Source organism: Sporosarcina sp. G11-34, from assembly GCF_026931025.1.
In genome coordinates, this window is sequence record NZ_JAHNZW010000004.1 from 20,216 (window position 1) to 34,922 (window position 14,707).

At 38.7% G+C, this 14,707-nt stretch carries 14 protein-coding genes and 2 pseudogenes; 15 read left to right on the forward strand and 1 reads right to left on the reverse strand.

The window, feature by feature from the left end:
* Positions 1 to 16: 16 nt before the first annotated feature.
* Together KSU66_RS06355 and KSU66_RS06360 are read left to right on the forward strand one after the other, a co-directional pair.
* Positions 17 to 1,357, forward strand: a complete 1,341-nt coding sequence (locus KSU66_RS06355) for a Na+/H+ antiporter NhaC family protein (protein WP_269050594.1) — start codon at positions 17 to 19, stop codon at positions 1,355 to 1,357.
* 13 nt (positions 1,358 to 1,370) lie between these two features.
* Positions 1,371 to 2,018, forward strand: coding sequence for an L-fuculose-phosphate aldolase (locus KSU66_RS06360; RefSeq protein WP_269050595.1), 648 nt, complete (start codon positions 1,371 to 1,373; stop codon positions 2,016 to 2,018).
* Here KSU66_RS06360 and KSU66_RS06365 read toward each other — a convergent pair.
* The gene (locus tag KSU66_RS06365) at positions 2,011 to 2,256 is read right to left on the reverse strand and encodes a hypothetical protein (RefSeq protein WP_269050596.1); all 246 of its coding nucleotides are present in this window, start codon (positions 2,254 to 2,256) and stop codon (positions 2,011 to 2,013) included. The two genes, KSU66_RS06360 and KSU66_RS06365, sit on opposite strands and share 8 nt — an antisense overlap.
* A gap of 149 nt (positions 2,257 to 2,405) precedes the next feature.
* Between KSU66_RS06365 and hpaB the strand changes: the two genes are divergently transcribed.
* The 13 genes and pseudogenes from hpaB (at position 2,406) to KSU66_RS06420 (ending at position 14,596) form a co-directional block, all read left to right on the forward strand.
* Positions 2,406 to 3,839, forward strand: coding sequence for a 4-hydroxyphenylacetate 3-monooxygenase, oxygenase component (gene hpaB / locus KSU66_RS06370; protein WP_269050597.1), 1,434 nt, complete (start codon positions 2,406 to 2,408; stop codon positions 3,837 to 3,839).
* 189 nt (positions 3,840 to 4,028) lie between these two features.
* Positions 4,029 to 4,817 (forward strand): formate/nitrite transporter family protein, encoded by a 789-nt coding sequence (locus tag KSU66_RS06375; protein ID WP_269050598.1) that lies wholly within the window; start codon positions 4,029 to 4,031, stop codon positions 4,815 to 4,817.
* 158 nt (positions 4,818 to 4,975) lie between these two features.
* The gene (locus KSU66_RS06380) at positions 4,976 to 5,203 is read left to right on the forward strand and encodes a hypothetical protein (RefSeq protein WP_269050599.1); all 228 of its coding nucleotides are present in this window, start codon (positions 4,976 to 4,978) and stop codon (positions 5,201 to 5,203) included.
* Between the two features lie 36 nt (positions 5,204 to 5,239).
* Positions 5,240 to 5,338: a peptidase dimerization domain-containing protein gene (locus KSU66_RS21410; RefSeq protein WP_443028944.1), complete on the forward strand. Its 99-nt coding sequence runs from the start codon at positions 5,240 to 5,242 to the stop codon at positions 5,336 to 5,338.
* A gap of 435 nt (positions 5,339 to 5,773) precedes the next feature.
* Positions 5,774 to 6,727: a bile acid:sodium symporter family protein gene (locus KSU66_RS06385; RefSeq protein WP_269050600.1), complete on the forward strand. Its 954-nt coding sequence runs from the start codon at positions 5,774 to 5,776 to the stop codon at positions 6,725 to 6,727.
* A gap of 284 nt (positions 6,728 to 7,011) precedes the next feature.
* The gene (locus KSU66_RS06390; protein WP_269050601.1) at positions 7,012 to 8,736 is read left to right on the forward strand and encodes an ABC transporter ATP-binding protein; all 1,725 of its coding nucleotides are present in this window, start codon (positions 7,012 to 7,014) and stop codon (positions 8,734 to 8,736) included.
* Complete coding sequence (locus tag KSU66_RS06395) at positions 8,733 to 10,592, forward strand: ABC transporter ATP-binding protein (protein WP_329958782.1); 1,860 nt, start codon at positions 8,733 to 8,735, stop codon at positions 10,590 to 10,592. The genes KSU66_RS06390 and KSU66_RS06395 overlap by 4 nt, the downstream gene beginning before the upstream one ends.
* 191 nt (positions 10,593 to 10,783) lie before the next feature.
* Positions 10,784 to 11,092, forward strand: coding sequence for a hypothetical protein (locus KSU66_RS06400; protein ID WP_269050602.1), 309 nt, complete (start codon positions 10,784 to 10,786; stop codon positions 11,090 to 11,092).
* A gap of 282 nt (positions 11,093 to 11,374) precedes the next feature.
* Positions 11,375 to 12,019, forward strand: coding sequence for a 5,6-dimethylbenzimidazole synthase (bluB, locus tag KSU66_RS06405; protein WP_269050603.1), 645 nt, complete (start codon positions 11,375 to 11,377; stop codon positions 12,017 to 12,019).
* A 135-nt stretch (positions 12,020 to 12,154) separates the two neighbouring features.
* Positions 12,155 to 12,347 (forward strand): annotated as a pseudogene (locus KSU66_RS06410) (ribonuclease J); the annotation flags it as partial.
* Positions 12,348 to 12,763: 416 nt separating this feature from the next.
* Positions 12,764 to 13,078 (forward strand): annotated as a pseudogene (locus tag KSU66_RS21325) (insertion element protein); the annotation flags it as partial.
* Between the two features lie 298 nt (positions 13,079 to 13,376).
* Positions 13,377 to 13,760, forward strand: coding sequence for a hypothetical protein (locus KSU66_RS06415; RefSeq protein ID WP_269050604.1), 384 nt, complete (start codon positions 13,377 to 13,379; stop codon positions 13,758 to 13,760).
* Between the two features lie 422 nt (positions 13,761 to 14,182).
* The gene (locus KSU66_RS06420; RefSeq protein WP_269050605.1) at positions 14,183 to 14,596 is read left to right on the forward strand and encodes a DUF4085 family protein; all 414 of its coding nucleotides are present in this window, start codon (positions 14,183 to 14,185) and stop codon (positions 14,594 to 14,596) included.
* Positions 14,597 to 14,707: the final 111 nt, after the last annotated feature.

Consider the following 14,707-nt stretch of genomic DNA (forward strand, 5'->3'; position numbering starts at 1 on the left):
AAAAGGGGTGTATGGGATGGAGACTAAAATGAATAAAGGGAATCCATGGGCACTGCTACCGTTACTTGTGTTTTTGCTACTTTTCGTTGGGAGTGCTTTCATAACAAATGACTTTGCAAAAATGCCGGTCATTGTTGCAACGCTAATTGCTGGAACATTTGCCTTAGTCATGAATCGAAAAGAAAAGTTTGGGAAGAAAGCCGATATATTTTCCAAAGGTGGAGGACATCCAAACATTATTCTTATGGCGATTATTTTCATTTTGGCTGGGGCGTTCGCATCCGTTGCAAGAGGGATGGGTGCTGTCGAATCTACAGTGAACTTTGGGCTCACGATGATTCCCGCTAATTTACTTCTTGTTGGAATTTTTGTTATCGGTTGTTTTATTTCATTATCAATGGGAACGTCGATGGGAACTATAGTTGCGCTCGCACCAATCGGTTTTGGAATTGCAGAACAAGTTGGGATCTCACCCGCATTGGCGATGGGCGCAGTCATCGGTGGGGCGATGTTCGGAGATAATCTTTCGATGATTTCGGATACAACAATTGCGGCAGTTCGAACGCAAGGAACGAAAATGAGTGATAAATTCAAAGTGAATTTCATCATTGTGTTACCTGCGGCGATACTTACCGCCATTATTTTAGCCATCGTTACACCAGGAAATACAGCATCTATAGGAGGGGATCTACCTTATACGCTACTGAAAATCCTTCCTTATTTGGCCGTTCTAATCATTGCGTTACTCGGTGTCAACGTATTGATTGTGTTAATTGGTGGTACGATATTTGCTGGCATTATCGGTATTGTTGACGGATCGTTTGGATTTTATGGTTTAATTGGACTTATCGGCGATGGGATTGAAAGTATGCAAACATTAGCGATGATTGCGATCTTAATCGGTGGGATGGTTGCGGTTATTAAACATAATGGTGGAATCGACTATATGCTCCATGCAATTACGAAACGGATTCGTACGAAAAAAGGAGCGGAATTTGGAATTGCGGGGCTTGTGAGTGTGGCAGATATAGCTACTTCTAATAATACGATTTCAATCGTTATGATTGGACCTCTTGCACATGATATTGCAAAAGAATATAAAATCGATCCAAGAAAGTCTGCGAGTATACTAGATATTTTCTCCTGTGCGTTCCAAGGCATTGTACCATATGGAGGACAAATCCTCGCTGCGGCTGGAATTGCGATGATATCTCCTCTTAGTATCGTGCCATTTGTATTTTATTCATTCTTGATTTTTACTTTCGGAATACTGGCAATACTGTTTGATTTACCACGCTTAAAAAAATACCAAGAACCTGAAATAATTGACTACGGGGAAGCTGATAAAACGATTTAAGGGGGATGAATATTTGTTGCTGAATAAAGAATGTAATCTCATCGTTCAGTATGGACAGAAGCTTATACAGAATGGCTTGACTACGGGAACTGGTGGAAATTTAAGTATTCTAAATCGAGAGAAGAACTTAGTTGCAATTTCACCAAGTGGAATGGATTATTTCGATGTTACTCCAGAAGATGTTGTCATCATCGATTTGGAGGGGAATATCGTCGAAGGAAACCGTACACCTTCAAGTGAAATGGCGATGCACTTAATTTATTATAACAAAAGGGATGACATCGAGGCAGTCGTACACACACATTCGACATATGCCACCACGATTTCCTGCTTGAATTGGGGATTACCGGCTGTCCACTACTTAGTAGCGTTTGCGGGGGAAGACGTCCGGTGTGCGAAGTATGCGACGTACGGAACACCGGAATTGGCGGTGAATGCTTTTGAAGCAATGCATGACAGAAGAGCGGTTTTACTTGCAAATCATGGGCTGTTGGCAGGTGGAATGGATATAAATCACGCATTTAATATCGCAGAAGAAATTGAGTTTTGTGCAGAACTATACTATCAAACAAAAAGCATTGGTGAACCCGTCCTTTTAGATAAGGAAGAAATGTCGCTTATGCAGAAGAAATTCGAGACATATGGGCAACGGGTTACATGAGCAAGAAATGAAGGATTTGAATCGAAAAGGCTAGTTCACTTGTATGACTAAGTGAACTAGCTGTTTTCGATTTACTGACGCTGTTTATTTTTTTCTTTGCTTTAGGATAAATATTCGTAAAGTAATCGTTCTTAATTTCACGTACTTTACCACTTAAGAACAGAACTGCGATGGCGTTGCGGATAACAACTACTGCAAGTAAAAGGTCAAGAAAATTCCCAAATGAATTGCAATTCACCTACAGCGTGGGGTAGTGGTTCGTAACGCGACGATTCTGATGATTTTCAATAATACGCAATGGTGCGCACACGCCCCTGTAACAATAGAAGGAAAATAATAATAGTATATAATAAAATCAATTGGTCATTACTATTTAGGAGTGTGTGTATGCCAGCAATTACCGGGAATGAGTATATGAACCGTATTGACCAGCTACGAACGAATATATGGATAGATGGTAATCCTGTGAAGGGAAATATTTCCGAACACGATGCATTTAAAGGAATCATGAAAAGCCAAGCCGCATTGTACGATCTGCAACATGATGCGTCCTTAATAGATGTTATGACTTATGAGTCGCCTCTAACTGGAAGCCAAGTAGGAATGTCTTATTTACAGCCGAAAACAAAAGAAGATCTAGTGAAAAGGCGGACGATGGTCCAACAATGGGCGAAATCGAACAATGGCATGATGGGAAGAAGTCCCGACTATATGAATACTGTGTTAGTCGCACTGGCATCATCTGTGGAGTACTTAAAAGGAAAAGACAATTGTTTTCCGGATAACATACGGGCGTTCTATGAACATGCACGGGAAAATGATTTATCGATGACACATACATTTATTGACCCACAAGTAAACCGAGGGCAATTCTATTTCGAAGAGTCAAATAAACCGATTGCTGCTAAAGTGATTGAAAAAAATGAAAAAGGAATCGTCGTAAAGGGTGCGCGCTTACTTGCAACGCAAGGCGGAATAACGGATGAAATTGTCGTTATTTCGGCAGGAGGCGTTTATGATAAAGCAAATGGCTTTGCATTTTCGATACCTAGTAATAGTAAAGGACTACGATTTGTGTGCAGGGAATCATTTGTTGGAGGAGACTCCACATTTAACTATCCATTAAGTTCGCGGTATGAGGAAATGGATTCAATTGTTGTTTTCGACAATGTATTGGTTCCATGGGAGCGCGTGTTTTATTATGATAATATAGAGGTTTCGAATAGGTTCATGGCTGCTAGTTCCTTTTTGCCACTTACACTGCATCAAGTCATTTCTAGGCAGATTGTTAAAACCGAATTTGTTTTGGGTGTTGTTCAATCGATTATCGACACGATTAATATTGGGGAATACCAGCATGTTCAGGCGAAGGCCTCCGAAATTATTATTGCACTAGAAACGATGAAAGCTTTGGTGATCAAGTCGGAAGTTGAAGCCGAACTGGATGACTGGGGATTTATGCGACCGGATCAAACGACGCTGCAAATCGCTATCAATATATTTCCGGAAGTCTATCCAAGATTTACGGAAATCATTCAGCTTTTAAGTGCAAGTGGATTGATGTCAATCCCAACAGAAAATGCCTTTCGATCAAGTATTAGAAAGGATTTGGATCAATATTTGCAGGCTAAATCCAGAAACGCGGAAGATCGCGTCAAAATTTTCCGTTTAGCATGGGATTTAACGATGAGCTCTTTCGGTACACGTGAAACATTATATGAACGGTTTTTCTTTGGCGATCCTATTAAACTTTCGAGTCAATTGTATCATTCGTATGATTTAGAACCGTATGTGAAGCGAGTGAAGGATATGTTGCAATAATCGTAATAGGTGCCTGCATAATAAACAATCATGAATGTTTATTATGCGGGTATTTTTGTCGTTGTCAAGCTTAAACTAATTGATTTTTGGGAAAAGTGAAGGTGCGTATGTCCATGTGATATTATTAAAATAGTTGAATATAAGGTACGTTATTGTAAACTATGCTTGTTCTTGGTGGAGGGAAAAAAGATGAAAGCAACAATTGCTGTTTTAGGTGATACAGCCATATCAAAAGTAAATCAATTACATACGAGTAAAAGTAGATACCTCATATTGACAATGATGGGGGGATTTTTTGTTGGATTTGGAATTATTCTTATTTTTACGATTGGTGGGTTGCTCGGACCTACTGACTTCGCCGGAACTAAAATTATTATGGGTGTTTCATTTGGAATCGCGCTCAGTTTAGTTTTAATGGCGGGAGCGGATCTTTTCACAAGTAATAATATGATTATGACCATTGGTACATTGACGAAGAAAACGACGTGGTATGAAACAATGCAAATTTGGATATTTAGCTATATGGGCAACTTTGCCGGAGCTATTCTCATCGCAGCGCTTTTTTTCTATTCAGGGCTAGCCACAGAGGGAACCGCGGACTATATAAATATGGCGGCAGGCGACAAGATGAATGCACCGTTTATGGCGTTACTTACTCGAGGAATTCTTTGTAATATTCTCGTCTGTTTGGCCGTTTGGTGCGCTTATAAGCTTAAGGAAGAAACAGCGAAATTAATTATAATTTTTTGGTGCCTATTCGGCTTTATTACTTCAGGTTTCGAACATAGCATCGCTAACATGACCTTGCTCTCCATATCACTGATGATTCCTCATCCTGAAACTGTTTCATTGGTAGGGTTAGTAGCAAATTTAGTACCGGTGACAATCGGGAATATTATCGGTGGAGCTATGTTCATTGGAGCAGCATACTGGTATGGGAATTCAGAAAGACCTAGGAAGAATTCTATCGGAAATTAAAAATCATCTGCTGTGCACGATTTCATAAATGAGTATCTTATCTAGCGCGATCATAATTGATTGTCACAAAGAGGTATATGATGTTATGGGTGAGGAGATAATAGAAACGAAATAAGAAAGAATTTATACTTTCATTCTTGACTTAGGAGATGAATAGCATGAAAGAATTCAAAGTGACTTACTTTTTTGATGAAACGCATTATATTAGAAGATTTATTCATATGGAGTCCCAAGATAATGCAGAAAAGCTAATTCAAAGCGAGCGTGATCAATACATTTCATTTCAAGACAGCCGTGGCATTTATCATGAGCTACATACGCGGAATGTTCGTGTCATTCAAATATCTGAATATCATAGAATCGACAAAACTAAAAAACATGACTAGTCGAATACCTATAAAAATACTTTCCATGCGGGGATTATGTATTTCCATGTTTATGTAAAAGGAAGAATTGCACATGCTGGTTTATCGCATGAAGGCGTTAATACCATAAAGAATCTGGTCAATTTGCTTACCTAAACTTAGGTGTGTTGAAGGCCAGGAACTGGGAATCGACTGTTCCTGGCGAAGCAATGCTTGAAAGGGCGAATTGGATTTACTCCCGGAGAAACAAGGCAAAGGATTAAAGAACTCATACATGATACCGTTATGAAATCTGTCGAAGGTGACGAGTAGATAGATAAAAAACCAACTATTTTTGGAAACAACTAAAAACGAACAGATTATAAGCATCTCATGCTTATAATCTGTTCGTTTATTTTGAGTTCCTACTATATAATAGGGGAGACAATATGTTTCAACGGGGATTTATTCAGGCCAGTGCAAATGCAATGCGCATCAACCAGTGGAGAAAGAAGAACATTTTTGTATGAAAAAGTATGAAAACTATAACTTTTGCTTCGGACAATGTGAGAATTGTTTCGATCACGGGTTTTGTTGTATGGAGGAAAATAGATGAGGATTCTTCAGGCGATACCTGTACTTATTTCTCGATTTTTACCGTTTTGGATTATACTACTCTCACTCGTTGCCTATTTTGTTCCAGATGCATTCATACCAATTCAAGGTTTAACGGGTGTTGGGCTGGGTACGATTTTTCTGTTGATGGGTTTGTCACTTTCGACAGAGGCTTTATTTTCGATTATTAAAAGTCCGAAATATGCACTGTTAGGTGTTCTTTTTAAGTGGACAATCATGGTTACGGTAACAATTGCCATTGCTTACTTGTTTTTTCGGGATAATGCCGAATTGGCAACGGGTATCATTTTGGCGGGAACAGTTCCAAGCGGGACATCTGCCAATATGTATTCATTTATCGCAGGTGGTGAAGTTGCGTTAAGTATTACAATGGCTACGATGGATACATTCATTTCACCGATACTTACGCCAACGCTTGTTCAAGTTTTTGCTGGAAAACTCATTCCGATTGCTTTTTGGCCTCTTTTTATTAATATTATTTCCATTGTTTTTATCCCACTACTTACTGGTTTGTTCATTCAATGGAAATGGACGAAGAGAGCAGGGCGTGTGAAACCTTATACCGCGATGCTTTCACAACTTGCTTTGTTCATTGTTGTTTTGTCGGTCATTTCAAGTGCCCAATATTCATTGCAAGTAAACTTGTCGATTCTTCCAATCATTTTCTTAGCTGTATTTTTTCAAGTTACAATTCCAATGTTCGCGGGTTATTCTATGTCAAAATGGATGAAGGTACCCGAAGAAAATTCACGTGCGATTTTGTTTCACACCGGAATTTGTAACACAGCTCTTGCTGCGACTTTGGCCATGGAACATGTTAGCTCACTAGCGGCGGTACCCGCGGTCGCCAATATGGTTGTCAATTTAACGGTAGGGGCCATTGTTGCCAATCTATTTGCAAATAAATATAAGATTGAGAAGTTGAAATAGAGAATCTTACTAAAAAAGAAAATCGTTGAACCGGCTCCCTTAGCGCCAAGGGGAAAGAGGAAGTTCACTCTCTCCTTGTTTTTAGTTGGATATTTTAACTCAACCTATACAGATAGAAAAAAGTGAACAATCAATAGAAAGCGTTCAATTAATTATATACGAAACGTTGCGCACCTTGAAATGACGGGTGCGCTTTTCACCTGTATAATGAAAGGAAATCGCTTTTAATCGTTTCACCAATGCCATTTGTATTTTAAAAACTAAAGAATTGAGGAATTTCTACAATGATTAAACTTTTAAAAAATTTGACTGTCTATAAATGGATTGTTCTTGCAATATTAGGGCTCGTATTCATTCAATCCATGTCGGATTTGTTTTTACCGACGTTAATGGCAGATATTATCGACAAAGGTGTTGTCGTTGGTGATATCCCGTATATTTGGAAAATTGGTGGACTGATGCTTCTTGTATCTGCATTTAGTGCTTTGGCATCCGTTGCTGCGAGCTTTTATTCATCAAAAGCGGCGATGGGATTTGGCAGAGACATCCGTCGTAAAGTATTTACACATGTAGAAAGCTTTTCACTGCAAGACTTTGACAAGGTCGGTACAGCGTCGCTTATTACAAGAACGACGAATGATATTACGCAACTGCAACAAGTTGTTATTATGATGCTTCGTATGGTTGTCAGTGCACCGATTATGTTCGTCGGTGGGCTCGTGATGGCCTTATCAAAAGATGCGAAATTATCCCTTGTCATCGTTGCTGCAATGCCAGTTTTAATCGGCGCGATATTACTTGTTCTTTATAAAGGCGTTCCTCTTTTCAAAACGGTGCAAAAGCGACTCGATCGCTTGAACCTTGTATTACGGGAAAATTTGACGGGAATTCGTGTCGTCCGTTCATTTAATCGTGAAAAAGAAGAGCAAGTTCGACTCAGAAAAGCGAATGAAGAACTGACGGATGTTTCCATTAAAGTAAATAAGTTAATGGCTTTCTTAATGCCTATTATGATGCTCGTTATGAATATAACTATTGTAGGGGTCATTTGGTTTGGTGGAATTCGAATTGACAGCGGTAGCATGCAAATAGGGGATTTAATGGCTTATATTCAATATGTCACGTTGATTATGTTTTCACTAGTCATGGCTTCAATGATGTTCATAATGATTCCGCGGGCTGCTGTTTCAGCAAAACGTATTAACGAAGTGCTCGACATGAAACCGACATTTTTAGATGAAGGAACTGAACTGGCGACTAAAGAACGCGGGACACTTGAATTTAAAAATGTTTCGTTCAACTATCCAGAAGCTGAAGAACCTGCGTTATCCGATATTAGTTTTAAAGCGAAATCAGGAGAAGTGACTGCCATTATCGGTGGAACTGGCGCCGGTAAAACGACACTTATTAACTTAATACCCCGTTTTTATGATGTGTCTAGAGGTACGATTCTTGTGAACGGGGTCGATACCCAAAAATCTTCTCAAGAAGAGATTCGTTCGAAAATAGGCTTTGTTCCCCAAAAAGCATTACTCTTTACCGGAACAATCGCGGAAAATATCCGCTTTGGTAAACAAGATGCTACACAAGCCGAAATCGAACATGCGGCTCGCATTGCGCAGGCGGCAGATTTTATTAATGATATGAAAGATGGGTATGAATCGACTATTTCGCAAGGCGGTTCGAATGTATCGGGTGGACAAAAACAGCGTCTATCGATTGCACGTGCGCTTATCCGGAAACCCGATATTTATATTTTCGATGACAGCTTTTCAGCGCTCGATTATAAGACAGATGCCAACTTGCGGGCAGCACTGAAAGATGAAACAAAGGACGCAACAGTTGTTATCGTCGCGCAACGAGTAAGCACGGTCATTGATGCAAATCAAATTATCGTATTAGATCGAGGCCAAATTGCTGGTATAGGTACACATAAAGAACTTCTTGAAACGAATAGCGTGTACCAAGAAATCGTCCAATCACAGCTCTCAGAGGAGGAAATCGCATGAGTGAACATAAAAAGCGCACACCTCAAGGCGGGGGCCCAATGGGATTTGGCGGAGGAAATATGATGATGCAAGGCAAGAAAGCAAAAGACTTTAAAGGGACCTTACGTCGCTTGCTTGGTTATTTAAAGCCACGTCGCAACCAACTAATCGCAGTGTTTTTTGCGGCGATATTGAGTACAGTTTTCATGATTGCGGGACCGAAAATAATGGGGAACGCAATTACAGAATTATTTGAAGGGGCCTACGGAAAATTTACGGGCGTGCCTGACGCAACAATTAATTTTGACACGATTGCGAAACTGTTGCTCCTTCTAGCCGGTTTGTATGTAATTAGTAGCGTATTTAGTTATATTCAGCAATTCATCATGTCGACTGTCGCCCAAAAAACCGTTTATGATTTGCGGGAAGATGTAAATCATAAGTTGGAGAAACTTCCTTTAAAATATTACGATGGGCATCCTGTTGGAGATACATTAAGTCGGGTGACAAATGATATCGATACGATTGGAAGTACTTTACAACAAAGTATTACACAGTTTATCACATCAATCGTCACGATTGTTGGAATTCTTGCGATGATGTTATGGATCAGTCCAGTATTGACGCTCATTGCACTCGTTAGTTTACCATTATCTATTTTTGTCATTCGTCCGTTTTTGAAACGGTCCCAAAAACATTTTGCGGATCAACAGCGGACGCTTGGGAATTTAAACGGTCATATTGAAGAGATGTATACTGGTCACCAGGTTGTCAAAGTGTTTGGCCATGAGAAGAAAGCAATTGCCGAGTTTGATGAGGTTAACGAACAATTATACGATGCAGGCCGCAAAGCTCAATTTATATCGGGTATTATCATGCCGATGATGTCCTTAATAGGGAACTTGAGCTATGTATTAATTTGTATCGTTGGTGGAATTTTAGTCACACAACGTGCGATTTCAATAGGAGATATTCAAGCTTTTATTACTTATACACGCCAATTTACGCAGCCGATTATGCAAACGGCGAATATCGCGAATGTCATCCAGTCAACAGTCGCAGCTGCAGAGCGTGTTTTTGAACTGTTAGATGAGGAAGAAGAAATGAACGAAGTAACAACAGTACGTTTGGAGCGTGCAAAAGGCGAAGTGGCGTTTGAACAGGTCGATTTCGGATACGGCGATGATTTGCTAATCGAAGACATGAACATTCATGTGTACGCCGGTCAAACGGTCGCAATTGTGGGACCGACTGGTGCTGGTAAAACGACGCTTATTAATTTATTAATGCGTTTTTATGAGTTAAACAGTGGAACAATCAAAATTGACGGTTTTGACACGCATATGATCTCACGTAAAGATCTCCGGGCGACATTCGGAATCGTCCTTCAAGATACATGGCTCTTTAATGGAACGATTAAAGATAATATTGCTTACGGAAAAAATGATGCGACCGATGAAGAAATTTTCTCGGCTGCTCAAATGGCTCGTGCGGATCACTTTATCCGTACACTTCCGGATGGGTATGAAACGGTTCTAAATGAGGAAGCATCGAATATTTCACAAGGGCAAAAACAGCTTATAACAATTGCTCGTGCTGTTTTAGCCGATCCTCCAATAATGATTTTAGATGAAGCAACATCTAGTGTTGATACGCGGACGGAGCTTCTCATCCAGCAAGCGATGAATCGCTTAATGGAAGGACGAACAAGTTTCGTCATCGCACACCGACTGTCAACCATTCGGGATGCAAATCTAATTTTAGTAATGGATCAAGGGAAAGTAATTGAACAAGGAACACATATGGAACTGTTAGAAGCGAACGGTTTCTACGCAGATCTATACAATAGTCAGTTTTCCAACAAATCTGCGATATAATAGTATTACTAAAAGCGTGATCACTTACAGGGGAATTTACCTGTAGATGATCACGCTTTTTATTTTTTGGGAAAATATCACTTAACAGATTCAGCCAAATGAAACGATGGATAGTTCCCTTATTTCGGACCAACCTACAATGTATCTCAAAAAAAGCATCTTAAGTGATCGCGGAAAGGAGATGACTTCCTATGTTGAAAAAAGCTGTACCACTTGCCGTTTTGTCGGGGATTTTACTTGTTGGTTGTGGCGCTAAAAATGCGCTTCCGAAGAACAACGAAACACCTATGCAAGATGTCCGCGAAGATACTAGGCAATGGAAAAATGACGTAGAAAGAGACATTGATGGCCGTAATTTTGACAATGGTACGAACGGCACTATCGATAACGGTATGAATCAAGATGGGAATAGTGTAAACGACAACAATTTGAATCGTGACGACAATAATACCCAAGTAGAAATTATTGAAGATGTAAATCGAAAAAATAACGTTCACTAACTTGGCACTATTATTTTAATTCGATAAGCTATAAACGAGTCAGAAATCGTAAATTGGATTTCTGACTCGTTTTTCTTTTATATGAAATGGATACTCTTGATTTATGATATAGTAAGTTATTCGGAGAGATGGCAACAAAATGAAGATAGAATAGTCAGTCGTAGCATATACTAAAATTAAAAAAGTAAACTGACTTTTTGAAAACTCTAGCGAATACAGTAAAATTCTAACTGTGGGTACAAAGTGACATATTGGGCAAATATAAAAACAGGAGAGAAGTCTATGTTTTCTAATGAAGAAAAAGAATCCATTTATAAAGTCATTTATAATAGAAGGGATATTCGAAGCTTTTTATCTACGCCTATATCAGAAGATAAGATTGATAGAATATTGAGCGCTGCCCATCACGCGCCGTCAGTAGGTTTTATGCAACCTTGGAATTTTATTTTAATTTCTTCAGATGAAGTAAAAGAAAAGTTGGCTTGGGCCGCGGATAAAGAAAGACGGTCATTGGCAATTCATTATGAAGGAGAAAAAGAGACGAATTTTCTCAGCTTGAAAGTTGAAGGTCTAAAAGAAGCCCCTTTAACCATTTGTGTAACATGTGATCCCACAAGAGGTGGCTCACATGTTTTGGGAAGAAACTCAATGCCTGAAACAGATATGCTTTCAACGGCTTGTGCCATTCAAAATATGTGGTTGGCTGCATGTGCAGAAGGTCTCGCGATGGGGTGGGTAAGTTTTTATAAGAAAAATGATGTTCGGGATATTCTAGAAATTCCACCGCATATTGATCCAATCGCGTTAATATCAATTGGGTATACGGACGACTACCCGGAAAAACCGATATTGGAAACAGCTAACTGGAGAAAAAGGGAATCATTAAAGAGCCTTATTTTTAAGGACAAATGGCAAGAAACTAACTGATTGCTAAAGAACGTTTTCTCAAACCTCCTTCTACAACTTATCATTGCAGAAGGAGGTTTTTGTGTGCAGACTTATCGCTTATAATCATTCATGAAAAATGAATTCTGGGTAAAATTTGATTATACATTCAAAGTCGACTTTAAATTTGATTTAAACCTTGCAAATAATGAATATGCGGATATCAATAAAACGGCTAAGGTTGGGGATGACGGTGTATTAGTTCTTTTGTCGGAAAATACGAATGCGCAACGCCCGTCGTAAAGTATTTATCTTTACTTTTTCTTCCAATGTACATCGTGTACAACAAGTCGTAGATGCAGCAGAAAAGTACAGGTGATGGTGTTTTTCATGATCACAATGCAGGGGAAAAGCGCAGCGTTTCTTAAATATACTAGGACAACAATTAAAGACATTGGTTGGAACATCGATTATTGGACGATAAAATGGGGAAGAAAAGGAGGTAACTATTATGTTCGGGGCGCTGCACCGAACATAAAACAAGAGCATTCCATCCTACCCGACGTATACACCCACCATTTTCCTATATCCAACACGAAAAACCACACGCTGCATTCAAGTAGGGGATAAAGCCCTCGGTTAGTGTAAAGCTTGCAAAAAGAAGACAGCACTTACACAAAGAAGAGATAACTCTATCACGTATAACTAGAAACGAAGTGAAATCCATCATCTTTTTGCTAAATTGTTATTAAGCCGAACACCCGTTACAAGAACCTGCGAAACTCATCATCGCTCGATCCAAAAGATGTCGCTGTCTTAATAATGAATGTGAATAACAACGCTACCAACAGCTTTATCCAACAGATTCGGAGAAGGCTGTCTATTTTGGAAAGACCGTTAACTACGGCTTGTCGAGATGGGAAAGGTTATATCTATTCGAATTTCAATCCGAAATATGCTCAAATGGCTATCACTATACTGCGAACTTATTACAACTTTTGCTTAGCATATAATTCTAACGGGAAAATGAAGACACCTGCTCAACGATTAGGAATTACCAATAAAAAATTCGACCTAAAGGACGTCATTTATCTAAGGTAGTTCATATATCCTGAAAAAGAAACTTTTTTATTGAAAGAAATAAGGAAATCTATGTTAAATTAAGTTAAAGGGTTCTAAAGAAAGTCGGTTCTGTGTGATGAATCAAGATCAATCTTAATTCAACAAACAAGCCATTTAGCAGAACAGAGCTGTCAGTAGATAGCCTTATTGTTGCTCAACTGAAGGGCAGTTTAGTTCAATAAAATTACGTTATAATTTGAAACCTTTACCAATAGATATCGTCAAACTTACGTATGAACAGTAGTGTGAATATTAAAAATCAACGGGAGGGATTAAGTTGAGACAGATTTTACTATTGGTTACTTTAGTATTTTTACTGAGTGGCTGTGTGGATGGGAACAAAAATAGTTTTTCAGGAAGTGGAGATAACTGGGACGTTTCTTATGAAGCAGTAGTTACAAACGAAGTTGAGCAACAAACTGCTGGGAAAATCAAGTATATAGGAGATAATAAAACACCAGAAACGTTAGACTATACAATCAAATATAACAATTTAGGACAAGGAAGTATCGGAGAAGAAAGACCATTGAAATTTGGAGCTGTTAAATTTAAAGATGTAACTTGTGGTAACTGCGAAATCATCCAAAAGGATGATAAAATTGAAGTGGAAATAATGTGGGAGGGACAAACAGAAAAATTAATATTAATAACTGACAAATGATAGGGCTTTAAATAGAAAACACCCCAACTTCGAATTACATTATCCTCATTATTATCTTAGTTTCTTTAATCCTATCTACGCTGACCTCCATCGGGGTGCTAAACAAACAGTGGAATATAAGACAGGCAAGGTTAAGCGCATTTTTGACAAACGTAGTTATATTAGGAATCGCGACAGGAGTCTTGTACAAAACAGACGTTCAAACATTTCATAAAGAGGCTGACGGATTATTTAGTAGTTTAGGTATAGGAGTATTGATATTTTGTATTCCAATAATCACTTGGATTAATATCTATATTCTTGATTTTACAAAGAGAACTATAAAGAAAAAATGGTAGGAGGGCAATGTTATTAAATACTTTACGATAGATTGGTACAAAGACATGCAAAGTAGCCGCGGATCAGCATCTTTCGTGAGGAAAATGGAGGAAATCGAAAGAAAGTATAGTGAATACTACAATTCCATTGAAAATGAATTGCCAAGAAGTATTATTCAATTATTTGAAAGCTCTTTACATGATGCAGAAATCACATCTTTAGATGTACAATCAGAAGATGTGATAAGTATAACCTTAGATTGTAGGTCTTCATTTTACGATGCAAACGAAATTAAGTTAACCTTTCTTGGTGTGAAAGAAGTATTAATTCCAGAGGGAATTGTCGGTTCTTATTGGCTTTATAATGAAGTGTATCCAAAGTATTTCAACGAATATAACGAAGACTTTGAGTATGTTAAGAAACGTGGGTTTGAGCTCCACGTATTGCTTGATTGCTTCCCTCTGGCAGAGTTTACAGTCATGGCGGAGGGTTTTTTAATAGAAGTACTGAAGGAATAAAGTTCCACTTATTTAAGCGAACGATGGCCAGCTGTACTATTACCGCGATGAAGATTCAGAGCAGCACGGAATTTTCTCTACTTTAATTATAGGGGATAAGGAAAAGCCCAC

Bases quoted from the DNA above. Each gene is read 5' to 3' on its own strand.
- KSU66_RS21410 (WP_443028944.1), top strand. From the start codon at position 5,240: ATGTATTTCCATGTTTATGTAAAAGGAAGAATTGCACATGCTGGTTTA.
- KSU66_RS06395 (WP_329958782.1), top strand. From the start codon at position 8,733: ATGAGTGAACATAAAAAGCGCACACCTCAAGGCGGGGGCCCAATGGGA.
- KSU66_RS06390 (WP_269050601.1), top strand. From the start codon at position 7,012: ATGATTAAACTTTTAAAAAATTTGACTGTCTATAAATGGATTGTTCTT.
- KSU66_RS06380 (WP_269050599.1), top strand. From the start codon at position 4,976: ATGAAAGAATTCAAAGTGACTTACTTTTTTGATGAAACGCATTATATT.
- KSU66_RS06400 (WP_269050602.1), top strand. From the start codon at position 10,784: ATGTTGAAAAAAGCTGTACCACTTGCCGTTTTGTCGGGGATTTTACTT.
- KSU66_RS06355 (WP_269050594.1), top strand. From the start codon at position 17: ATGGAGACTAAAATGAATAAAGGGAATCCATGGGCACTGCTACCGTTA.
- KSU66_RS06375 (WP_269050598.1), top strand. From the start codon at position 4,029: ATGAAAGCAACAATTGCTGTTTTAGGTGATACAGCCATATCAAAAGTA.
- bluB (WP_269050603.1), top strand. From the start codon at position 11,375: ATGTTTTCTAATGAAGAAAAAGAATCCATTTATAAAGTCATTTATAAT.
- KSU66_RS06385 (WP_269050600.1), top strand. From the start codon at position 5,774: ATGAGGATTCTTCAGGCGATACCTGTACTTATTTCTCGATTTTTACCG.
- KSU66_RS06420 (WP_269050605.1), top strand. From the start codon at position 14,183: ATGGAGGAAATCGAAAGAAAGTATAGTGAATACTACAATTCCATTGAA.
- hpaB (WP_269050597.1), top strand. From the start codon at position 2,406: ATGCCAGCAATTACCGGGAATGAGTATATGAACCGTATTGACCAGCTA.